A 21,368-nucleotide genomic window follows, 5' to 3' on the forward strand; every position below is an offset into this window, starting at 1 on the left:
TCGTGCTCAGCGTCCGAACACACACTCCAAAGTCGTGCTCAGCGACCGAACACACACTCCTACCTCACGCGAGGCAGCGAGTTCAGCCGCCGTAGACCTCGGGATCCAGCAATCCGATGTACGGCAGATCGCGGTAACGCTCGGCGTAGTCGAGTCCGTAACCGACGACAAATTCGTTGGGAATGTCGAAGCCCACGTCACGAACGTCGACGTCGATCTTCACGGCGTCGGGCTTGCGGAGCAGCGTGACGACCTCGAGCGACGCGGGGTTCCGGGTCTTGAGGTTGCGCATCAGCCAGGAAAGCGTGAGACCGGAGTCGATGATGTCCTCGACGATCAGCACGTGGCGGCCGGCGATGTCCTTGTCGAGGTCCTTGAGAATGCGGACGACGCCCGAAGACGAGGTCGAGGACCCGTAAGAGCTGACGGCCATGAACTCCATCTGAGACGGAATCGGGAGAGCCCGGGCAAAGTCCGTCATGAAGAAGACTGCGCCTTTGAGAACACCGATCAGAAGCAGGTCACCCTCGGGCGCACCGACGGGGTAACGCGCCGCGATCTCCTCCGCGAGTTCGGCCGTTCGCTGACGAATCTGTTCCTCGGTAATCAGTACCGATGCGATGTCACCCTCGTACACGCGTCAAACCCTTCGTCGGTCTTCGAATCCGACGGTCAGCCTGCCACGTCGACGAACCACCACCAACCTCGACTCCGGGGTTCCGCCACCGATCGCGACACCACCTTGCCCCCGCCAATCGGCAATCAAGGCATCGACGGCTCGTAACTGCTTGTCCGTCAACGCTTTTGCGCCACTATCGAGAAGCCAGCTCCGGAGAACGCGCCGCCGGATCGCGCCGGCCGATTCGGCAAGTGTGTCCACTTCCACTTCCCCGTCGACAACAACGCGAAGCAGTACGGCGCCGGCAAGCGCGTCGAGAACCTGCCCGTCCTCACGTAATTGTGTGGCAGTGCGGGCCAGTGCTTCGGCAACTCCGCCCGCAAGAATTTCTTCGAGTAGCGGCAGGGCCTCGTGCCGCAATCGAACCCTCGTGAACTCGTCGTTGGTGTTGTGCGGGTCCTCCCACGGCGTGATCGCCAGGTCCTCACAGGCGGCTCGGGTCACGCCGCGTCGCACGCCGAGCAGCGGCCGGCCCCACGGATCGTCGAAGGCCTGCATTCCCTGAATGGATCGACCACCGGATCCGCGGGCGAGTCCGAGAAGAACCGTTTCGGCCTGGTCGTCGAGGGTGTGTCCGAGCAGAACCGGTGCATCTCCCCGGCTGCCGTCCAGTGCCTCGTAGCGCGCATCACGGGCGGCGGCCTCCAGGCTGCCGTTGCCGTGGACGTCGACAGTGAGTACCCGCGCCGAGCGAACTCCCAGAGCCAGTGCCTGATCAGCGGCGGCGCGAGCGACGACGTCCGAGCCCTCCTGCAGACGATGGTCGACGATCAGCGCGTCCACCGACTCCGCTTCGGCCACCGCAGCGGCAGTGAGCGCCAAGGAATCAGCACCACCGGACAGCGCCACACACACCCGGCCGTGGGAGTGGTAGCAACGCAGCCACCCCCGCAGCGCCAGCCGCATTTCCAGCAGTGACGCAGTTTCAGGCAGCACCGTCTAACCGAGCACGCGTGTCACCCACGCGTCGGGATGGTCGATGTCGTCGAGCAACGGCAATGTTTCCGGGCCGGTCCAGATGGTGTTGAACTGCTCCATCCCGACTTTGAGAACCACGGCGTCGACAAACGCCTTGCCTCGGACGTACTGCGCCATCTTGGCGTCCATGCCGAGCAGCATCTTGATGATGCGCTGGACCGGATTGGACTTGCGTTGCCGGCGCTTGTCGAAGGCGGCGCGAATCGTAGCGACGGACGGCACCACAGCTGGCCCGACCGCGTCCATCACATGATCGGCGTGACCTTCGAGCAGAGTGCCGAGAACCAGCATGCGATCAAGTGCTTCGCGTTGCGGCTCCGCCTGCGACGCACGCAGCAGCCCGATGATTCCGCCGGGGGTGGCGTCGTCACCGTCGGCTGCAGGGTTCTTCCTGGACCGCAGTTCGGCGGTGAGACGCCCAACGACATCCGTCATCGACTCGTCGACGCTCGCGCTCAATGTTTCGACGGATTCCTTCATGTAATCCGCCAACCACGGAGACGACGAGAATTGCACGCGGTGCGTCACTTCGTGCAGGCAGACCCATAGCCGGAAATCACTCGGGTTGAGTCGGAGCGAACGCTCGACGGACACGATGTTCGGCGTGACCAGAAGCAGTGTGCCGTTTTCGCCGGTGAAGGGGTCGTACTGCCCGAGAATCGCCGACGACAGGTAGGCGAGCATCGCACCTGCCTGCAAACCCGCGGGTTTGCCGACCAGCAGATTTCCGTTGCCGTCCGGATCGGCGCCGGTGAGATGGGCCATCGACCGCGACGCCGCAGTGATCCAGCCGGCGCGGTCGAGAACGTCCGCTGCCGGGACGGGCAGGCCGTCGGCCAGACCGGTGACATCGCGCACCGGCAGTTCGGCACGCTTCGACGCGTCAGCCAGCTCTGCGGTGGCGGTTTCGGCGGTGTAGCGCGACATGGCCGGACCACCGCGCGCCAATTTGATGCCGGCTTTGGTCGCGAGACTCCAGTCGACCGCTCCACCCAGAGTTGTCGAGTCGTTCTCTGCTGCCACTATTGGCACCCGCAATTCCTCAATGCACCGGCGATGGCGTCCAAAGCCGGACGGCTGACTTCCGGTGGCCGATCGTTGGACATGAGCGCAAAGGTGAGCACTCGTCCGTTTTGATCCACCACAAAACCTGACAACGCACTAGCCGTCGACAGAGTTCCCGTCTTGGCACGCACCCAGCCTGCGCCGGTTCGGTTGCCCGACGCATATCGGTCGGACAAGCTGCCGGTTCCACCGGCAACCGGCAGGTAGTCGAGCAACGGCCGCAGCTTCGGGTCGCCGTCTCCCGCTGCGGCGGTCATCACTCGATCGAGAACCTCCGCGGGAATGAGATCGTCGACGGAGAGTCCGCTGGAGTCGAACAGCGTCACACCGGTGTAATCGAAGCCGGCGGCGCGCAGAGTCTTGGCGGTTCCCTCCACTGCCCCAGCGAACGACGCTTCGGTGCCTGACGCAATCGCCACCTCGCGCCCGATGGTCTCGGCGAGCACGTTGTCGGAATGTTCCATCATCTGGATCAGACGGTCACTGAGCGGTGCGGACTGCACGCTCGCGATCGCCTTGGCGCCGGCGGGCGCAGTTCCTGCCGAGACTTTGGCCACGTCGACGCCCAGTGCCTGTGCCAGAACCTTCCCCGCGTCCAATGCGGGAGTTTCCGAACGCGGTGATTCGTCCATGGAGCCGTCGAATCGACCGCCCTCGATCATCACCGATTCGATGGGTGTGATGTATCCCGCAGCGATATCGGCCGGGAACCATCCCTTCGCCATGGTGTCACCTTTGAACAGACCACTGTCGACGACGATGCTGTCCACCGGCGTTCCCGACGCTTTGATCTGATCGACAAGATCGGCAATATGCGCAGCGTTTGCGTAGTACCCGCTCTGCCCCTTCGGCGTTGCGGTCAATGTCGGGTCACCGCCACCGACCAGCACCAACTGCCCCGGCGCAGCACCCTGGACCACTGTCGTCGACAGTCGATGATCGAGCGGCAATGCCAGCAGCGCAGCAGCTGCGGTCAGCACTTTGGTGGTGGATGCCGGTGTCATGGGCGTCGACGGGTCGGCGCTCCACAGAACCTGCCCGGTGAGCGCATCAGCGACAACGCCGGTGAATTTCCCCAGGTCGGGGTTCGCGACAGCCGGTCCGATAGCCGCGGCAATTCCAGCCTCCGACGGTATCGGCGCGTCTGCCGGAACAGGAACTACCTGCGGCGACGGCGTCACCGGGCTCGGTTGTGGCGATGTCGTGACAATCGCGTTCTGCGTGGGTTCTTCGGAAGTTCCCAGTGCGACAACCAGCACTGCCGCGATCGCGACTACCGCGACCACACACACCGCCAGCAGAATGCGCACTGTGCGTCGTTTGCGCTCTTCCAACGAGCCGATCTTTTTCTTTCCCTGGCCCGCCAACGCCCCTCCGTCTGTGCTCGCCCTGCTGGGTGGTCAGCCAACCTTATCCTTGACCCGATATCCTTCCGGACGAATCATTACCGACACGACAGCGAGGAATCGGCGTGGAGTTCGACGTCACCATCGAGATCCCCAAGGGTCAGCGCAACAAGTACGAGGTCGACCACGTGACCGGCCGCGTCAAGCTGGACCGTTACCTCTACACCGCCTTCGGCTACCCGGCTGACTACGGATACATCGAGAACACCCTCGGCGAGGACGGCGATCCTCTGGACGCCATGGTTCTGCTGCCCGAGTCGGTGTACCCCGGCGTAATCGTCGAAGCTCGTCCCGTTGCCATGTTCAAAATGGTCGACGAAGCCGGCGGAGACGACAAGGTCCTGTGCGTTCCTGCAGGTGATCCGCGTTGGGATCACATCCAGGACCTCAGCGACATTTCGCAGTTCGAGCTTGACGCGATCAAGCACTTCTTCGTCCACTACAAGGACTTGGAGCCGAACAAGCACGTCGAGGCTGCAAACTGGGTCGGCCGCGCCGAGGCAGAGGCCGAGGTCGAGGCTTCGATCAAGCGTCTCGCTGCCAACGGCGGTCACTGAAAGATCTGCGCACAAAAAAATCCCCGCTCACCTTCCGGTGCGCGGGGATTTTCGTTTGCCTACTCCCCGTTGACCTACTCCCCGGTGAAGACCGGAGGGCGCTTCTGGAAGACCGAGGTGATGGCTTCCGTCAGGTCCTGCGACGGCAGGAACGCCGCGTTCCAGGCTGCGACGTAGCGCAGGCTGTCGTCGACGCTCGCGCTGCGCGAGTGATCGAGCACGTCCTTGATGCCGTGGACGACGAGCGGCGGGTTGAGCGCAATTTCCTGGGCAGTTGCGCGGGCTGCGGCAAGCACGGCGTCTGCGTCGTCGAACACGTCGTTGACGAGGCCGATCTTCTCGGCGCGCGCAGCGTCGATGTCCTTTCCGGTCAACGCGAGTTCGCGCAGGTGTCCGTCGCCGATGATCGCAGGCAGACGGGCGAGGCTGCCCATGTCCGCAACGATGGCGACCTTGACCTCACGGATGCTGAACTTGGCGTCGGCGCTTGCGTAGCGAATGTCTGCTGCCGTGATGAGGTCGACGCCGCCGCCGATGCACCAACCCTGAACTGCGGCAATCACGGGCTTGCGGCAATCCGCGACTGCATTGATGCCGGACTGCATGCGCTTGATCATGTCGTGGAACTTGGTTCGCGGACCGGCCTGAGCCTTGTCCGCGAGGACAGCACCGAATTCACCGCTCATCGCCGGCAGATCAAGACCGAACGAGAAGTGCTTGCCGGAACCGGCGATGACGACAGCGCGCACATCGGGATCGGCGTCGAGGTCCGCAAAGATCTCGGGAAGTTCACTCCAGAAATCCGGACCCATCGCGTTGCCCTTGCCAGGGCCGATCAACGTGACCTGGGCAATGTGGTCTTCGCGCTCTACGGTGAACGCATTCCAGCTCTTCTGTTCGCTCATTACTCAAGAGTAACCTCGAGTTGCGATCAGCCGAAGAGCCCGGCCTCATCCAGCACCAAGATCACAAGCGACACTGCAATCAGCGCCCACATCGTCTGCATCGCGATCCGCGCGGCGCGTTCGCTCGTCGGAGGAAATACCCGCACCGTCGGGTGCTCTTCGATGTACTGAGCCAGCGGGACGGTCCGCACGCTCGAACTTCTCGGATTCCTGGTCTCCACAGTGGTAGCCATTACACGATCCTCTCGACTCCGCATTCTCGTCGCAGGTTCCAAAAGTCAAGCCTGCGGCGAAGTTCGACTACTTCAATGTAGACCCGCTTCCCGAAGAATTCAGCTCGAGATTCCTGCGAATCCGCTGAGAACCGGAAATGCTGAGAACCGGAAAACGGGTACCCGGTTGATCGAGCCTGCGCACGAGGAGCGATCACTATGGCGACGACCGCCGAACCGAACACTCCTAGACGTCGGCTGAGGTCGTGGATGCTCTCAGACATCACCGAAGAACCCGGCGGACACCTGGGTCCACACCGCATCACGTCAAAGCAGGAACATCGCCACCCGTGGTGGAAAGTCATGTGCCTGACCGGGGTCGATTACTTCTCCACGCTCGGGTACCAACCTGGGATCGCCGCCCTCGCAGCCGGCACCTTGGCCCCGCTGGCAACGGTTGTGCTCATCCTTCTCACCCTGTTCGGCGCACTACCCGTCTACCGACGCGTGGCGCGGGAAAGTCCGCACGGCGAAGGTTCGATTGCAATGCTCGAACGACTGCTTCCGAAGTGGCGCGGCAAGATATTCGTCTTGGTGTTACTGGGATTTGCCGCAACGGACTTCATGATCACGATGACGCTCTCGGCTGCGGATGCAACCGCCCACCTCGTCGAAAATCCTTTTGCGCCAACATTTCTCTCCGGACAGACCGTTGTCATCACGCTGGTTCTCCTGGCACTGCTGTCAGCGGTGTTCCTTCGCGGTTTCACCGAGGCCATCGGCATCGCGGTCGGACTCGTCGCGGTGTACCTGACGCTGAATCTCGTGGTGATCGGCGTGAGCCTGTGGCACATCGTGAGCGCGCCCGCATTGGTCACCGATTGGACCCGAGCCATGTCGACGGAACACGGCAATCCCGCGATGATGATCCTGATCGCTCTGATCGTATTCCCGAAACTTGCTCTGGGCCTTTCGGGTTTCGAGACCGGTGTTGCCGTGATGCCGCAGATCGAAGGCGGGCCACGCGACACCGAAGCGCAGCCGGAGGGCCGTATCCGCGGCACTAAACATCTACTCACCGCGGCCGCCTTGATCATGAGTGGGTTCTTGCTGACGTCGAGCCTGGTGACAACAATTCTCATCCCGGAGAACGAGTTTCAGCCGGGTGGCGCTGCAAATGGGCGTGCCTTGGCGTTTCTTGCTCACGACTATCTCGGGCAGATATTCGGCACCGTCTACGACCTCAGCACGATCCTCATCCTGTGGTTTGCCGGCGCTTCCGCGATGGCCGGTCTCCTCAATCTTGTTCCCCGATATCTCCCCCGGTACGGAATGGCCCCGTCGTGGGCTCGCGCGGTCCGCCCACTCGTGCTCGTGTTCAGCGTCATCGCGATCACCGTGACGTTCTACTTCGATGCAAGCGTCGACGCCCAGAGTTCCGCGTACGCAACCGGCGTGTTGGTTCTCATCTCCTCCGCGGCGGTGGCAGTCACCCTGTCCGTGCGCAGACGTGGAAATCGAAAACTGTTCGTAGCCTTCAGTTTTGTTGCAGCTCTCTTTGTCTACACAACCATCGCCAATATCATCGAACGACCGGACGGGGTGAAAGTTGCATCGTTCTTCATCGCTGCAATCATGGTCGTATCCCTCCTGTCGAGGGTGACGCGCGCGTTCGAGCTGCGCGCTAAATCCGTCGAATTCGACGACACCGCTGTGCAATTCATCAACGAAGCCACGCACCGGGGCTATCTCGCAATTGTCGCGCACGACGCCGCCCACCTCAGCGAAAAGGAGTACCGAGTCAAGGAACTCCAGCAACGAGTGCACAGCAACATCCCCAGAGGTGAATCGATCATCTTCATGGAAGTCAATGTCACCGACTCCTCCGATTTCAGCACTGATCTTGTTGTCCACGGCCGACGCCGCGGCAGACACCGCGTCCTGCGAGTGGACAGTCCGGCAGTGCCGAACACCATCGCAGCCGTTCTCCTGAAGGCTCGCGATCTCACTGGCGTGATCCCGGATGTCTACTTCGAATGGTCCGAGGGAAATCCTCTGACCAACCTGCTTCGTTTCCTGTTCATCGGCGAAGGCGAAACCGCTCCGGTAACCCGCGAAGTGCTGCGCCGCGCCGAACGTCGACGCTCCCGCCGGCCCCATGTTCACGTCGGTTGAACGGATTTCCCACGTGTTAAGAACCTGAAAATTCGAGCTGGCAAACCTTCCCATTCGCAGGTAAAGGTCGGATCATCGATGGTGATCGCACATCTGGCTAACCCGTGGCAGGACGCCCAACACTGCCTCAGGAACCGACCGGGAGGGCACATGCTGCTACATCAGTCGATCGGGTTGGAACGCTTCAACGAACTGCCCCGCCCGAAGGCAATCCATGCGCTGTACGAATGCTGTTGCTCGATGACGTGGGCTGGATGGGTCAGCGACGGTCGCCCGTTTGCCAGTTACGCGGAGATCCTGGCCCGAGCGGAGAACGCACTGCTCAACCTGTCCGACGCAGATGTCGAAAATGCCCTGCACTGCCATCCGCCCGTCGGCGTCCGCGCCCAAAGTGTGCCATCCCACCTCGAACAATGCGCGATCTGGGATTCCGACGAGTCACTGATGGCCACCATCCGCCGAGCCGGTGAGGAATACGAGTCGACCTTCGGGTTCCGATACATCTGGTGCTCACACGGGCACGATGCCCAGGATCTCCTCGAGAACATCCGCGTCCGCCTGACTAATCCGGCATCCGTGGAACGCAAGATCTGCGTCGACGAGTTGGCAAAGATCACATGTACCCGGATCGAGCGCATGCTCGGCCCCGAGGACGGTTACCCGGAGTACTGACGAGACAAAAGCGGGTGCGGTGCCAGTGGCACCGCACCCGCTTTCTGCAAGAGAACTATCAGAGATCGAATTCCGAGGGAGCAATTCCGACCGCAAAACACATGTCCCGCACTACTGCGCGCTCATGCTGATCGAAGTTGCCGTCGGCGCCGCCGATGATGATGCCGATCTGAATGACCGCGCGAGCCTGATCCTGCTTGGACTTGAGCTTGGAAATTGCCGCGGTTGCCTCTAGCTTTCCGAACTCGAAGTCCGACGTCAGCTTGCTGCAGTACCAATCGAACTGCTGACTCAGCTCTGCCGGCGGGAAGACCGCCAGCGACTCGTTGCTCATGATCAATGCCGACGTCTTCTGACGCTCCGCCGGGTCGATCGAGCCGTCTGCGGCCGCGATCAACGCGCACATCGCCATACTTGCGTTCTTGAACTCCTTGTTCTGGAACTGGCTCGTCTTGGTCTTGAGCTGGCTGTTCATTTCCTGAGCCTTAGCCTTCAGCTGATCCCAGAATGCCATGAGTCTCCTCGGGTAGAGCCGCCACGCACCGCGCGTAGTCGTACCAACCACTTTGCCTGGGAGCCCCGAATTTTGCCATCCACCCCTGCAATTAAAACCTTCCGGTAGGTTCTTATATGCTTGCGGCCCTGCAATCAGTCAAGATCGAGGAGCACTTCCGTGACCGGGTCGCCCGAACAACCCGCTGCGCCGCCACGCGATCCCGGTCTCTCCAGCCGTGAAATCGAAGTGCTCCGGCACTGGCTCAAATCCGACAGTAAGACCGTCGTGTCCGCGCAGCTGCTCATCTCGATCGGGACAATCAACACACATCTGATGCGAATTCGAGGGAAATACGCGGCCGTCGGTCGGCGAGCCCCCACGAAGATGAGCCTGCTTGCACGTGCATTGCAGGACGGGATTATTACGCTCGACGAACTCTGATCGAGTCAGAGTTCGTCGAACGCGGCAAAGAGTTGCGGTTGCGTGGCCGGATTGAGGGTGTCCGGGACCAAGACCCAGTGCGAGCCCGTCCACGGATCGTGGACGTCGATCTCACCGGCCGCCGGAACGTGGCGGCACCCATGTGCCAAGGCCACGATGCTCTCCTCGGTCGAGCTCGACTCGTCATCTCCGACAAGCAGTATCGACAATCCGATCATCGGTCCGTGCTCGGCGAGAAACATGATCGCCTCGGCGTCCTGCGCCGAATACCCATGCGGGAAGTCGCCGAGTATCAGTAGTCGTGGAGTGCTCGGGCCGGCGTCGTGAGACATCGCGAACTCCTGGCCGCTGTTTCTTGCCAGCCCCGCCAAATCCACAGCTTGGGCCAACTCCGTCAACCGCGCAGAAATCTCCTGATGCGTGCGAATTACCGGCCCGGCCAACTGCGCGGACAAACGATCCGTCAGCAACGTGTACGACCCGGTCAGATCGACGACGTCAAGCAATGGCATCGGCCCGGCAGCCATGATTCGCAGCGTCAACGCACTGACCACAGCGACCGCCGCTGCCCCGGAGGTGCTGTCCACCCAGATCGGCCGTGGCAGTGGGAGCGGCATGCAGTAGGGCACACTCAGTGAACTTCGGTCAGGTGCGGACAACATGCCAAGTCGCACACCATCACTCGACGTCAGAGATTCCCTCGCCGAACCCGCCGCCCATACCGGTGATTCCCAGGACGCCATCGCCCGCGGAATCACCGAATCCACGACGGTCAGCTCATGGGCCAATTGCGCGGAATCTCGCGTATGGCTCTCGCGGGCTGTCGCCACCAGTTCGTCGTGACGGTTCTGCGCAGCTTCACGGGCGGCAATACCGGCCGGCGAGTTGCGGGTGCTCGCGTCAGCTACCGCTACCGACAGTTCCTCGTCCAACCTAGTCATCGCGTACTCGCTGCTCGATATCAGCGACGCCGCCGACCTCGATGCGTCTTCGAAGATCATCCACATACGTTCGAGTGCGCGGCCCTCTTCGACGGGCTCCACAACCTGATCGTCGCGCACCGGCGCAGTAGGGCTTCCCGCGTTTGCCGGTGCGTCGTCTACCTCGACTCCGTGAACGCCGATGAGTTCGGCCAAACCGCCCGCATAGCCTTGTCCGACTGCTCGAACCTTCCACGCGCCGTTTCGCCGGTACAACTCCCAGCAGATGACTGCGGTCTCCGAACCTGCGGTGGGAATGTCGAATTCGCCGAGTACCGAACCGGATTCATCGCTCAGCCGCGCAGACAAACCGGCAACCCGAAAGGCCCCGGCTGCGGCGGCACTCGGATCGACGCTCACGATGCACAGCACCGCTGCCGCATCGGGGTGAAGACGATCGAGATCGACCCGGACGCCGTCGCCTGTCAGCTGCACGCCGGCCGTCGACGGCTGGTTGTAGAAGACAAAAGCGTCGGACGACAGGGCCTGCAGGCGCGTATCCGTCACCATCGCAGACACGTCGAACGGCGTCTGGCTGGACGCACGAAACGTCACGACGGATGTTTGCAGCGGCGCATTCTGTCCAGGAACGAACTCCACAGTCACAGCCGAGAACTATGCCACGCCGATGGGGTTCGCTCGCAGATCTGCCACAATTCGGCCTGCAACTTCGGTCATTCCGCTCGCTGTGAAGTGCAGTCGTTGCGCCGTCGACTCCGAGAACATGCCCTCGAACCATCGCTGCTCCGGCGCAGCACAGGCGTCGTGTCCACCCGCTACCGCGTCCGTGGCGATGTCGATGACGTGAACGCCGTACCGGCCGGCGATCGCGGCAAATTGTGTGTTGAAACGCGCGTAGTAGTTCATGAACCACGCCGCGTCACCGTCAGAGAACGGAACGTTGGGCCAGCACGCCCTGGCACCGATCATCCCGCCTGCCCCGACCATGTAGATCCGCGCCTGCGGAGCCCGCTGCGTCAGCGCAGCCAGAGTCTTGTCGAGCGAATCGGCAGCCTGATCGATGCCGGACTGCGCAAGGGACTCGGTGAGCGGATCGTTGCGACATCCGCGATCGACGCCCGGTGCGGGAGCAGCACACAGTGCCCCCACGATCAGGGTGTTCGAGTCGTTGCCCCCGACCGAGAGGGTGATCAGATTCGTGTCCGGGTGTACTGCATCCAATTGGACCGGCCACTGCGTCGGAATCAGTTGGGGTGTGGAGATGATGTTCTCGCTACGAGCAGCACTGCATGACACGTCCGCGAACTCCGAGGTTCCGAGTTCGCGCGATATCTTGCCCGCAAAGTTCTCGTACGACCGCGAGCACCCGTCGGGGTACATCGGTTCCAAGCGCGGTCCCGACGCCCGGGAGTCTCCGAGAGCGGTGTACTTGATGCCTGCGTTCTCTCCGGAGTCCACGGGAACCGACGCGTGTGCGGCGCCGGCACCCGCCAACGTCAGAACCAGTCCCACCACGGTGGCCGCAACTGAACCGAACCGAATCCCACGATTAATCATCTACCGAGCCAAGCCCTTTCACACCCCAACCGAATTTCACTCACTACGCCATCAGGAAACGGCCCAGCTGTGGTGCGGCTTCGCCGGCGTGCTTTGCCTGGATGCCCTCGCCGATCGCCTGCAGCTTCCATTCACCGTTCTGCCGGTACACCTTTGCCATCACCATTCCGGTGAACGCCATACCGCCCTGCATCGTGTACCGAGCCAATTCGGAGTTGGTGGTGCTGTCGACCAAACGGCAGAACGCATTCTGCACCTGCTCGAAAGTGTGCCCGCGGTACGACGTAACCGTGAAGATCACCGCGTTGACGTGCGCGGGCACGCGTTGGAGATCGACCGTCATCACTTCGTCGTCACCATCACCGTCGCCGGTCAGGTTGTCACCCATGTGACGCACCGACCCGTCCTTCGACGTGAGCTGTCCGTAGTAGCAGACGTCGACCAGATTGCCGTCGGCGTACAGGAGCGCCGACGCATCGAGGTCGACATTGGCCGTGCGGCTGCCGAACATGCCGCTCTTCTTGATCGGGTCCCAGCCCAACCCCATCTGGATCAGAGTGAGTGCAACGCCGCCCTCCTTGCGGAGCGTGACCTTCTGCCCCTTGGTGAGGCTGACGGGGCGACCCTTCACCAGGCTCACCTCAGCCGGTGCGGCAGGAGGTTGGTTGTACACCGGCGGCGCGGGCGGGGCCGGCGGCGCGTTGTACGAGGGCTGCTGTTGCGGCGGCTGGTTGTACACCGGCTGCTGCTGCGGCGGCTGGTTGTACACCGGCTGCTGCTGCGGCGGCTGGTTGTAGGCCGGCTGCTGCTGGGGAGGCTGGTTGTACACCGGCTGCTGCTGCGGCGGCGGGCTGTAGGCCGGTTGCGGGGGTGCGGCCTGGGCAGCGGGTGCTGGTGCGTCGTCGACGGAGACACCGTGATCCGTCACCAACGCTGCAAATCCACCGGCATAGCCCTGCCCGACGGCGCGGACCTTCCACGCGCCCTGACGTCGGTACACCTCGAGCGCGATGACGATGGACTCGCTGGACAGCCCGTCGATCACGTACTCGTACAGCACGTTTCCGGCGGCATCCGATACCCGAGCCGTCGGCGCCGCGGTGCGCCCGAAATTCGAGGAAGTGTCATCGAGAGTGATCACCGCACGAACCTGCTCGATGTCGGCAGGCACACCGGCCAGCGAAACCTTGAGCGACGCGATGCCACCCGGGTTGGGAACCAACTGCACGCCTGGCCCGGTGGGCTGATTGAAGAAGACGAAGTCCGCGTCGGAGCGCACTTTGCCGTTGCCGGCCACGAGCAGTGCGGAGAGGTCAGCGGCGGCGGCCAACTGCACTGAGACAATCACCTCCGGCACATCCAACGGACCGTTCTGACCTTTGGCAAGCGATACAGACAACTACATCTCCTTCATTTCAGAGCGTGCATTACTTAGAGAGCTGCTCGGACTCTTGCGGTGTTCCGACCGTCATCGCAGCAACATGGGCGGAGAACCAACGCACAATCTCCGCACTCGCCGCGATACCGGATCCTTCTGTCACAGTAACGGTCGGCCGTTGCCAGTTGAGTTCTTCCAGCTCACCGTGCCGGGGCCGAATCGCGAAGTCCGCATATTCGAGCATGTCCGCATCGAGTGCTCCGTCTCCGGCCGACAGGACAGTGGCGTCCGGCGTGAGTTCGCCCGCGTCGACGAGGCGGGCTCGCACCTCGGCGAGGGCTCGAGATTTCGAGACCGCGTCCGGCATCGTGTAGATCTTCCGGCCTTGTCGCGAGACGTTCCATCCGCGTGAGGTGCACCAGGCACTCCAGTCCGCTTCGAAATCGGCCGGGATGGTCGACAAGTCCACTACCAAGTACGGGAACAGCTCGTCTGCCACCCGCATGGAACTGACCCAGCTGACGTCGATGCGGGTTTCCAGTTCACTGTGAACGTGCGCCAGCTCCATCCCGGCAGTGCGGGTCGATCGGTCGATCTCGCTGCGCCAGCGGAGATCGGGCTTTCCGTCCACCAGGATGTTGCCGCCGTTGCTCGTGATCGCGTATTTCCACGGAGCGCCCGGCAGGTCGATGCGCTGGAACTGCGCGATAGTCCGGGTGGTTGTGGGAATCACCGGCGTTGCCGCGCTGAGCGCCCGGAGCTGATCGATGGTCTCGGTGCTCATGTGGGACAGCGGACCGCCGTCGTAGTACTCGACGCACACGTAGTGCTGTGCCGAGGTCAGATCGGTGCCCGTGGGATCCCCGCCGATCGCGTTTTTCGAATAGATCATCGTGCGATCCAGATCGGTCGCAACCAGTACCGGTGACGCACTCATGTGATGTCCTTGATCAATCCGACGCAGGAGTACGCAAGATCGGGTACTTCCTCGACCGGGACGCCGCGAGCTTCGGCCAGCAGCCGGATGTGTGCGTGTTCGGGCGCGGCCCTCTGACGTACGAGTACCTTCCACGGCAGACGACGAAGCAGCACGCGGGTGGTCTCGCCGACACCCGGTTTCACGAAGTTCACGGTCGAAATCCCGTATTCCGCCTGCACCTTCTCCACCGATTCCCAGCCGGCCCAGGTCGGTGTCCGATCCGAAGCGCGCACAGCGGCAAGTGAATCCGCGACATCGCTCCGTACGTTGTCGAATTCCGCTGAGACGACGTCGAGTAGACGGTTGGACACATCGACATCGGCCAGATCGGCGTAGAACTTCGCGCCGTGAAAGTCCCCGGGTCCGATGAGGGTGTCGTTGAGAACCGTCCGTGAGACCAGACCGGACACAGTCGAATTGAGGCACGCCGACGCGATCAGGAAATCGTCTCGGGTGCCGTAGGTCCGAACGCAGTATCCGGGATCCGCGAGAACAGCGAGGTCCGGATTGAATTCGGCGCCGCCCGCCGCATGATATTCGGCGAGAGCGGCCTCGAGTTCCCGGGCAATAGCACCCTTGCCCGTCCAGCCGTCGACAAAGACGATGTTCGACGCATCATGATGGCGCGCAAGATAATCGAGCGCGACAGAATCGATGCCTTTACCCCGCACGATGGACACGGCGTAGTGCGGCAAGGTCAATCCGTGAACGTGCTGCGCCCACCGACGCATCAAAATTCCGACCGGAGTACCCGCACGGGCGAGGGACACCAATACGACGTCGGAGCCGCGCTCGGCCAGCACCAGGTCTGTAACCGTTCCGACCGCACGCGCCAACCTGGGCGCACTCTCCGACAACACGGTTTCGAACAGTTCGCGATACGCGGCATCGGGCTGGTACTCGATGGGAAGGGATTCGGCATAATGTGCTTCACCCGACTGAATACGTTTCTCCCGCAGCGCAACATCCGCTTCGAGGTCCACGTGAGACAGATCCTTGAGCAACCACGTCACTTCGTCGGGTGCATACGAACCGAACTCCGGTCCGACCAGAGGCGTCGTCATCGGCCTTCACCTTCTCTCGAATCCCGCAACATCGACGGGTCCGCGCCGCGCACCGTTGCCACGACAACATCGGTCCCGGCATTTCTCAGTGCCTCCACGACACCGCCGGACGCCATCAGGCGATCGGTGTCGGCAGGTTCGTCCACGATCAGCACGACAAGTGCGTCGACGGCCTCGTCCGGCCACTGCGCGTTGTACAGAAAGCGCGGCTCGTTCTCGCCGGATTCCGGTGCGACAAAGGTGAATCCACGACGCAGCGGGTAGCCAACATGGTCCATGACGTATGCCGGAGACCGCGTGGTCGTCTGGTACCGCACCTGGCGGCCGCCGCGTTCGAGACCGCTCGCAATGCGAAGAGGGAGATACATCAACTCTTCGTGACCGACCACGATCAGTGCACGGTCTGGCGCCACCGTCGAATCCAGAACCCTGACAGCGGCTTCGACCGCGCTGTCGAAACCTGCCGAATCCGCGTCGAGGAATCCGTGACGGCCTCCGTCCGGCACTGCCGCCGGCCACGGAATGTCCACTCTGGTGACCGAACCGCGATCGGTACCGGCAATATTGAGAGTGGGAGCATCCAGCGCCGTCACTCGTTCCGTCAGACCGAGCGGCAGAACAGTGGAACCCGATGCGAGACTGACGTAATCGATAGCCACTCCCAATTCTGCCGCGGCATCCTCACTGGCCGCGCGATGCTCGTCGGTTCTCATGTCCACCAGCGAGGCCACGACGTACCGCTCGCGCGGGCACTGGCCGTGCAGTGCGCGAATGGCATCGATAGCTGTTGCACCGGTAGATATTTCGTCGTCTACCAACACCAGGGGCAAATTGTTCTCGAACAGTTCCGCCGACGTCGGTTGCATCAGGTGACTTGTCGCATGCGAGTGCCCCTCCTCGAACCCGGCCAACGTAGTAGCCCCTGGTACGTCGCGGCGCGTCGAATGCAAGTAGCAGTGAGCATGCAGGCGGGCTGCAACACAATGGCCCAAACCTGTTGCAGTTTCGGCAAATCCGAGCACAACAACGTCAACGCCGACGCCCAGGCGCTCGCGCACCAGATCACCCAGATCGTCGGCGGCCCCGATGACGACCGATGGCGGCGTCGGGATGTGCTTGCCGAGTACCGTCGATACCAACAGGTGCGCGCGGCGCGGATTGCGACGCAGTCCGGGAATCACCAACTCCGGCACCGTCCGTCCGACAGCGGAGTCGCCGTGTACAAGATCCAATCCGAATTCTTCTGTGGCCCAGGGAACCGATCCCACGCTGCTGGTCATCGATCGACCAACGCCGTCAGCAGTTCGACAAACGTGATCCCCTTGTTGGTCACGCCGAAAACACGTGCGCGCAAAGCCGTCTGCCTAGCCCAGTTGCGATGCGGCTTCATCTCGTTCATCTTGTTCCGATAGCCGGACGCCTGCACCCCACCCACCTCGACGCCCAGAATGTCGAGAGCGTCGTGGTACTCCTCATGCGTGACTGCGGACAATGCATTGACCGCGGCAACGTGCGACGGGTGGATAACCGTCTTACCTTGAATGCCGTTGGCCCGATCCAAAGCGATTTCCCGCAACAAACCGTCCAGGTCGCGGCTCACCAAGTGCTGCCGGAACCGCACCGCGTCGTGCTCCTCGAACGGCGTCGCACGCAGCATCGGGCGGAACATACGCTCGTGGTCCGCGAAGTACTCCCACACCGGCCCGGTGATGACAAAACCCGAACCATCGGCTCGGCCAAGGTAATTGACGATGTCGGCGATGACATCGACAACTACACGTACGTCGTAGATCGTCAAGTCGCGGTCACGGCGGATACCGAACGTGCTGCACATGTCGGTGGCACCGATGCGAACCGCGAGAATGCGATCCCGATGACGAGTAAGAAGTTCCTGGACACTGCGCAATTCATGATCGCGGGTATCACGGTGTACCAGTTCCGGCGATTCGAGTACGGGCATGGCGTACAGATGCTTTCCGAGCGCTTCGGACGCGTCAGCGATGGCATCGAGGAATGACTCGCCGGATTCACTCCCGAATTTCGGGATGACAAATCCGGTCAGCGCAGCGCGCCCAATCGTCAGCGATTGTGCGATGTCCGCGATGTCGGACACTTCACGGACCCGGACGAAGAGCAACATGCCGACCGCATCCGTTGCCGCGATCTTGTCGAGCGCGGCCACGGCATTGGCCCGCGCAGTTTCCACCTCGTCGTCCGCGACGGCGTCCTCGAGATCGAGAACCATCGAACTGACACCTTCGCCAGCGCGCTTCTCCACGATCTCGGCCAACCCTGCCCGCGTGGCGGGAACGTAGAGAGTCGCGCCCAAAGCGATCGCCAGCAGGTCTCGCTCGTCGGAGTCGCTGAAGGTCCGGGGAGCATGCAGGAACAATTGCTCCCGCACATCATCCTCGAGGTGTTGAAAGTGCTGCATGTCTCTTCTCTCTATGACCGATGGCAATTCCACGTTTCATGCCCCCCACTTGATTTTTCGGGTGTCCATCCCGATCCCCCGATCGGCCCCGACCTGCATATTCAGTTCTTGGTCAGCGTCTTCCTGCTTGCGTTCGCATCTTTTCGACGACTTCGGCGATGAACGCCGAAACCGAATCCAACTGCATGACATACGACCAGTAGTCCGGATGAGTTCCCGTCAGTGACGCAGCCGCCCGTTCGATCCGCGCCAACTGCGCATCGAGCACGGACCCCCATTCCGCCACCAAACCGTGATTGACGGCAAACATCTGCGCGTCTTTCAAACGAAAACGGACCTGACGCTCTTTTTCTGTCGGATCTGCCCGAACTGCCCGAAGTGTTGTCAAACGATCCGTCACAGCATCGACGCAGGCTTCCGCCTCGGCAAGATGAAGCCGCGCATCTGCCATCAACGCCAACGCATGTTCCGGATTGCCCACATCCAAAGCCTGCATTGCCTCGTTCAAATCGGCAGCGGCGTTATCGATATGTTCACGACTCCGACTGCTGTTGTTGACCAGATCTGCTGAACTCGCGGCATTGAACTCCCGGAGCAATGCCGAATACGCAGGGTCGAGGCGGTCCACCCGCGTTCGCACCGCAGCCAGCCTCGTCGACACGGCCGACACCGTCGTCTGCGCATGTCGCTGTGTGGACGGTGCCTGGGCCAATGCTTCCGTGAGTGCTGCTGCCGCGGCGTTGACCCGCTCGGCTTCGACCCGGATTTCGTCTGCCCGCTCACCGTGTTCCGCCCGAGCGAGCGCGGCAACGGACGCGTCCAGATGCTCCGACGACGCAACTACCGACGGGTACTCGCAATAGCGCCGATCGGTATCACTCAACGCGCGGCGAGCGGCCTCGGCAGCCGTGCGCGCCTGCTGACCGAGAACCGGAATCGTGGACATCGTCGCCGTGGCCTGCTCGAGGTGGCTTCGATTGCCGTTGTAGAAAGCATCAATGCTTTGAGCAGCGGATACCAGTTCGGCCACCGACTTCTCGAAGGCCGCAGTGGCAGTGCGCGCATCACGATGGAGAGCTTGGTCGTTCCCGTACTGCTCGCTCGTGGACAGGTAGTTCGACACCGCCACGTAGCACTTGTCCCTCACCGGTTTCCAGGCCTCGCCCAGACCACGCTCGGGGAAGAGCTCGGTCGACGCTTTGACAGCAGCGGAAGCAATCGTCTGACGCTTGTCCATGTCGAGAAACGCCGAGACCATCGCAGTCTGCGCCTCCCGCGCACGACTGATCGACTCCTCCACGCTCACCCCCCGATTGAAGCGCTCCGACCATCTGCCTACCACGATTGAATCCTACGGGGCCGACTGCTTGCGCTTCCGTTTCGATTTCCACTGTTACCGCAGCCACACCCGAAGTGCCGTTAGGGTGGAGGAGGTAAACACATTCCCAAGACGGCCAATCGTCGTCGCGGGCCATGTCTCTTCTCTTGAAAGGACCCCTGAATGGGCGTCAGCTTGACCAAAGGCGGCAATGTCTCTCTCACGAAGGAGGCCCCGAACCTGACCGCAGTGGTTGTCGGCCTGGGCTGGGACGCACGTTCCACCACCGGCGCAGCCTTCGACCTCGACGCCAGCGCAATCGGCGCAGGTGCAGACAAGAAGGTCGTCTCCGACCAGCACTTCATCTTCTTCAACAACCTGCGTTCGCCCGACGGCTCGATCGAGCACAAGGGTGACAACACCGACGGTGAAGGCGAAGGCGACGACGAGCAGATCGACGTGAACCTCGCCGCTGTTCCGGCCAACATCGAGAGCGTCGTCTTCCCCGTCTCGATCTACGACGCAGAAGCACGCTCGCAGTCCTTCGGACAGGTCCGCAACGCGTACATCCGCGTTGTCGACAAGTCCAACGGCAACGAACTTGCCCGCTACGACCTGTCCGAGGATGCCTCCACCGAGACCGCCATGGTCTTCGGCGAGCTGTACCGCAACGGCGCAGAGTGGAAGTTCCGCGCTATCGGCCAGGGCTACGCCTCGGGCCTCGCGGGCATCGCACGCGACTACGGCGTCAACGTCTGATAGTCGACCTACCGTCGAGCTGACCAAAGGGAGAGTTCCGCAGTACGCTGTGGAACTCTCCCCGGCTTCGTATCGATTGCGGTGAGATAACCGCTGCAGTAACCACTGCGCACTGACCAACTAGAAAGGGCCACGCTCCGTGGTACTGCGAATATTCGGTTTATCGATCGGCATTTCGATCATCGCGATGATCGTCGCGTTCATCTACGGCGGACCCGAGGCTCTGTTCCTCGTTGTCATCCTGTCAATTCTGGAAATTTCGCTTTCCTTCGACAACGCCGTCATCAATGCCACCGTTCTGCGAAGAATGAGTGATTTCTGGCAGAAGATCTTCCTCACCGTCGGCATCGTCATCGCGGTGTTCGGTATGCGTCTGGTGTTCCCGCTTGTCATCGTGTGGGCGGCATCGGGCCTGGGTCCGATCGCGGCACTCGACCTCGCGCTGAACCCGCCGGCCGACGACGCCGCCTACTTCCCCAACGGCGATCCGAGCTACGAAACACTGATCACCGACGCTCACCCGACCATCGCCGCCTTCGGTGGCATGTTCCTGCTGATGCTGTTCCTCGGCTTCATCTTCGAAGAGCGTGAGATCACCTGGCTGTCCTGGCTCGAGAAGCCCCTTGCGCGGATCGGCAAGCTGGATCAGCTCGCAGTTGTCGTCGCCGGCCTCACACTGGTTCTGGCAGGTTCCTTCCTCGCTGCAGACGACAAGGTCACGACGGTCATGATCTCCGGCGTGCTCGGCATGATCACGTACATCGCCGTCAACGGGTTGGGTGAACTATTCAACCTTCCCGAAGAGGACGAAGACGAAGAGACCGTCAAGTCAGGCGGACCCACCGAGCTGGCCAAGGCAACAGGTAAGGCCGGATTCTTCCTGTTCCTGTACCTCGAGGTCCTCGACGCGTCCTTCTCCTTCGACGGCGTCATCGGCGCATTTGCGATCACCTCGGACCCGATCATCATCGCTCTCGGCCTCGGCTTTGTCGGCGCGATGTTCGTCCGCTCCATCACCGTCTTCCTCGTCCGCAAGGGCACGCTGTCCGATTACGTCTACCTCGAGCACGGCGCTCACTGGGCCATCGGCGCTCTGGCCGTCATCCTGATGGTGTCCATCGGTGTTCACATCAACGAGATCATCACCGGCCTTGTTGGTGTCTTCTTGATCGGCGCGGCCTTTATCAGCAGCGTTATCCGAAACAAGCGGATCGCGAACGAAGATCCGAAACTCGACGAGAACACTCCAGCAACAGTCTGAGTTTCTTTGCTCGAACGCCCGCGGCCGATTCCGGTCGCGGGCGTTTTGTTTGCTATGTCGGAATTGATGCGGTTGCCGCGCGGCTAATGTT

The 21,368-nt window shown here is 62.0% G+C and carries 21 protein-coding genes; 6 read left to right on the plus strand and 15 right to left on the minus strand.

Annotated elements, in window-relative coordinates; all coding sequences use genetic code 11:
• Positions 1 to 82: 82 nt before the first annotated feature.
• Genes hpt through dacB form a run of 4 tightly spaced genes read right to left on the minus strand, consistent with a single transcriptional unit; the run spans position 83 to position 4,089 of the window.
• Positions 83 to 637 carry a hypoxanthine phosphoribosyltransferase gene (gene hpt, locus R4P64_RS12535; protein WP_033236316.1) on the minus strand — a complete coding sequence of 185 codons (555 nt, stop codon included), beginning with the start codon at positions 635 to 637 and terminating at the stop codon, positions 83 to 85.
• Between the two features lie 3 nt (positions 638 to 640).
• Positions 641 to 1,585: a tRNA lysidine(34) synthetase TilS gene (gene tilS / locus R4P64_RS12540; RefSeq protein ID WP_317821101.1), complete on the minus strand. Its 945-nt coding sequence runs from the start codon at positions 1,583 to 1,585 to the stop codon at positions 641 to 643.
• Positions 1,586 to 1,618: 33 nt separating this feature from the next.
• Positions 1,619 to 2,689, minus strand: coding sequence for a zinc-dependent metalloprotease (locus R4P64_RS12545; protein ID WP_411742666.1), 1,071 nt, complete (start codon positions 2,687 to 2,689; stop codon positions 1,619 to 1,621).
• The gene (gene dacB, locus R4P64_RS12550; RefSeq protein WP_116104164.1) at positions 2,680 to 4,089 is read right to left on the minus strand and encodes a D-alanyl-D-alanine carboxypeptidase/D-alanyl-D-alanine-endopeptidase; all 1,410 of its coding nucleotides are present in this window, start codon (positions 4,087 to 4,089) and stop codon (positions 2,680 to 2,682) included. Before dacB ends, R4P64_RS12545 begins: the two co-directional genes overlap by 10 nt.
• Positions 4,090 to 4,193: 104 nt before the next feature.
• Here dacB and R4P64_RS12555 point away from each other — a divergent pair, with 104 nt between their 5' ends.
• Positions 4,194 to 4,685 (plus strand): inorganic diphosphatase, encoded by a 492-nt coding sequence (locus tag R4P64_RS12555; RefSeq protein ID WP_033236312.1) that lies wholly within the window; start codon positions 4,194 to 4,196, stop codon positions 4,683 to 4,685.
• A gap of 74 nt (positions 4,686 to 4,759) precedes the next feature.
• Here the strand turns inward: R4P64_RS12555 and R4P64_RS12560 are convergent, their stop codons facing one another.
• Both R4P64_RS12560 and R4P64_RS12565 read right to left on the minus strand, forming a co-directional pair.
• Positions 4,760 to 5,590, minus strand: coding sequence for a crotonase/enoyl-CoA hydratase family protein (locus R4P64_RS12560; protein WP_095888142.1), 831 nt, complete (start codon positions 5,588 to 5,590; stop codon positions 4,760 to 4,762).
• A gap of 26 nt (positions 5,591 to 5,616) precedes the next feature.
• Complete coding sequence (locus R4P64_RS12565) at positions 5,617 to 5,823, minus strand: hypothetical protein (RefSeq protein ID WP_092806021.1); 207 nt, start codon at positions 5,821 to 5,823, stop codon at positions 5,617 to 5,619.
• A 198-nt stretch (positions 5,824 to 6,021) separates the two neighbouring features.
• Between R4P64_RS12565 and R4P64_RS12570 the strand changes: the two genes are divergently transcribed.
• Complete coding sequence (locus R4P64_RS12570; protein WP_095888140.1) at positions 6,022 to 7,977, plus strand: amino acid permease; 1,956 nt, start codon at positions 6,022 to 6,024, stop codon at positions 7,975 to 7,977.
• A 150-nt stretch (positions 7,978 to 8,127) separates the two neighbouring features.
• A complete protein-coding gene (locus tag R4P64_RS12575) occupies positions 8,128 to 8,649 on the plus strand; it encodes a 2-oxo-4-hydroxy-4-carboxy-5-ureidoimidazoline decarboxylase (RefSeq protein ID WP_219110700.1) in 522 nt (173 codons plus the stop codon).
• Positions 8,650 to 8,707: 58 nt separating this feature from the next.
• Here the strand turns inward: R4P64_RS12575 and R4P64_RS12580 are convergent, their stop codons facing one another.
• Positions 8,708 to 9,163 carry a tellurite resistance TerB family protein gene (locus R4P64_RS12580; protein ID WP_033236309.1) on the minus strand — a complete coding sequence of 152 codons (456 nt, stop codon included), beginning with the start codon at positions 9,161 to 9,163 and terminating at the stop codon, positions 8,708 to 8,710.
• Positions 9,164 to 9,322: 159 nt separating this feature from the next.
• Between R4P64_RS12580 and R4P64_RS12585 the strand changes: the two genes are divergently transcribed.
• A complete protein-coding gene (locus tag R4P64_RS12585; RefSeq protein ID WP_033236308.1) occupies positions 9,323 to 9,586 on the plus strand; it encodes a helix-turn-helix transcriptional regulator in 264 nt (87 codons plus the stop codon).
• A gap of 5 nt (positions 9,587 to 9,591) precedes the next feature.
• Here R4P64_RS12585 and R4P64_RS12590 read toward each other — a convergent pair whose 3' ends face one another.
• The 8 genes from R4P64_RS12590 to R4P64_RS12625 all read right to left on the minus strand — a co-directional run bounded on the left by R4P64_RS12590 (position 9,592) and on the right by R4P64_RS12625 (position 19,197).
• Positions 9,592 to 11,172: a TerD family protein gene (locus tag R4P64_RS12590; RefSeq protein ID WP_317821040.1), complete on the minus strand. Its 1,581-nt coding sequence runs from the start codon at positions 11,170 to 11,172 to the stop codon at positions 9,592 to 9,594.
• A 9-nt stretch (positions 11,173 to 11,181) separates the two neighbouring features.
• The gene (locus tag R4P64_RS12595; RefSeq protein ID WP_033236306.1) at positions 11,182 to 12,084 is read right to left on the minus strand and encodes an SGNH/GDSL hydrolase family protein; all 903 of its coding nucleotides are present in this window, start codon (positions 12,082 to 12,084) and stop codon (positions 11,182 to 11,184) included.
• A 43-nt stretch (positions 12,085 to 12,127) separates the two neighbouring features.
• Complete coding sequence (locus tag R4P64_RS12600) at positions 12,128 to 13,483, minus strand: TerD family protein (RefSeq protein ID WP_141486593.1); 1,356 nt, start codon at positions 13,481 to 13,483, stop codon at positions 12,128 to 12,130.
• Positions 13,484 to 13,511: 28 nt separating this feature from the next.
• Positions 13,512 to 14,399 carry a haloacid dehalogenase gene (locus R4P64_RS12605; protein WP_033236304.1) on the minus strand — a complete coding sequence of 296 codons (888 nt, stop codon included), beginning with the start codon at positions 14,397 to 14,399 and terminating at the stop codon, positions 13,512 to 13,514.
• Positions 14,396 to 15,505, minus strand: a complete 1,110-nt coding sequence (locus R4P64_RS12610; RefSeq protein WP_317821041.1) for a cysteine protease StiP family protein — start codon at positions 15,503 to 15,505, stop codon at positions 14,396 to 14,398. The genes R4P64_RS12605 and R4P64_RS12610 overlap by 4 nt, the downstream gene beginning before the upstream one ends.
• On the minus strand, positions 15,502 to 16,785 hold the full coding sequence (locus R4P64_RS12615; RefSeq protein ID WP_317821042.1) for a phosphoribosyltransferase family protein: 1,284 nt from the start codon (positions 16,783 to 16,785) through the stop codon (positions 15,502 to 15,504). The genes R4P64_RS12610 and R4P64_RS12615 overlap by 4 nt, the downstream gene beginning before the upstream one ends.
• Positions 16,782 to 17,939 carry an HpcH/HpaI aldolase/citrate lyase family protein gene (locus R4P64_RS12620; RefSeq protein WP_141486596.1) on the minus strand — a complete coding sequence of 386 codons (1,158 nt, stop codon included), beginning with the start codon at positions 17,937 to 17,939 and terminating at the stop codon, positions 16,782 to 16,784. Before R4P64_RS12620 ends, R4P64_RS12615 begins: the two co-directional genes overlap by 4 nt.
• Before the next feature lie 112 nt (positions 17,940 to 18,051).
• The gene (locus R4P64_RS12625) at positions 18,052 to 19,197 is read right to left on the minus strand and encodes a hypothetical protein (protein WP_033236375.1); all 1,146 of its coding nucleotides are present in this window, start codon (positions 19,195 to 19,197) and stop codon (positions 18,052 to 18,054) included.
• A 243-nt stretch (positions 19,198 to 19,440) separates the two neighbouring features.
• Here R4P64_RS12625 and R4P64_RS12630 point away from each other — a divergent pair, with 243 nt between their 5' ends.
• Together R4P64_RS12630 and R4P64_RS12635 are read left to right on the plus strand one after the other, a co-directional pair.
• Entirely contained in the window at positions 19,441 to 20,016 is a 576-nt protein-coding gene (locus R4P64_RS12630) for a TerD family protein (protein WP_033236300.1), read from the plus strand.
• 139 nt (positions 20,017 to 20,155) lie between these two features.
• Complete coding sequence (locus R4P64_RS12635) at positions 20,156 to 21,277, plus strand: DUF475 domain-containing protein (RefSeq protein WP_095888135.1); 1,122 nt, start codon at positions 20,156 to 20,158, stop codon at positions 21,275 to 21,277.
• Positions 21,278 to 21,368: the final 91 nt, after the last annotated feature.

It is taken from the genome of Rhodococcus sp. IEGM 1366 (assembly GCF_033142425.1).
Taxonomy (GTDB): Bacteria; Actinomycetota; Actinomycetes; order Mycobacteriales; family Mycobacteriaceae; genus Rhodococcus_F; species Rhodococcus_F globerula.

Bases quoted from the DNA above. Each gene is read 5' to 3' on its own strand.
- tilS (WP_317821101.1), bottom strand. From the start codon at position 1,585: ATGCGGCTGGCGCTGCGGGGGTGGCTGCGTTGCTACCACTCCCACGGC.
- R4P64_RS12560 (WP_095888142.1), bottom strand. From the start codon at position 5,590: ATGAGCGAACAGAAGAGCTGGAATGCGTTCACCGTAGAGCGCGAAGAC.
- R4P64_RS12565 (WP_092806021.1), bottom strand. From the start codon at position 5,823: ATGGCTACCACTGTGGAGACCAGGAATCCGAGAAGTTCGAGCGTGCGG.
- R4P64_RS12570 (WP_095888140.1), top strand. From the start codon at position 6,022: ATGGCGACGACCGCCGAACCGAACACTCCTAGACGTCGGCTGAGGTCG.
- R4P64_RS12575 (WP_219110700.1), top strand. From the start codon at position 8,128: ATGCTGCTACATCAGTCGATCGGGTTGGAACGCTTCAACGAACTGCCC.
- R4P64_RS12580 (WP_033236309.1), bottom strand. From the start codon at position 9,163: ATGGCATTCTGGGATCAGCTGAAGGCTAAGGCTCAGGAAATGAACAGC.
- R4P64_RS12595 (WP_033236306.1), bottom strand. From the start codon at position 12,084: ATGATTAATCGTGGGATTCGGTTCGGTTCAGTTGCGGCCACCGTGGTG.
- R4P64_RS12605 (WP_033236304.1), bottom strand. From the start codon at position 14,399: ATGAGTGCGTCACCGGTACTGGTTGCGACCGATCTGGATCGCACGATG.
- R4P64_RS12610 (WP_317821041.1), bottom strand. From the start codon at position 15,505: ATGACGACGCCTCTGGTCGGACCGGAGTTCGGTTCGTATGCACCCGAC.
- R4P64_RS12615 (WP_317821042.1), bottom strand. From the start codon at position 16,785: ATGACCAGCAGCGTGGGATCGGTTCCCTGGGCCACAGAAGAATTCGGA.
- R4P64_RS12620 (WP_141486596.1), bottom strand. From the start codon at position 17,939: ATGCAGCACTTTCAACACCTCGAGGATGATGTGCGGGAGCAATTGTTC.
- R4P64_RS12625 (WP_033236375.1), bottom strand. From the start codon at position 19,197: ATGGTCTCGGCGTTTCTCGACATGGACAAGCGTCAGACGATTGCTTCC.
- R4P64_RS12630 (WP_033236300.1), top strand. From the start codon at position 19,441: ATGGGCGTCAGCTTGACCAAAGGCGGCAATGTCTCTCTCACGAAGGAG.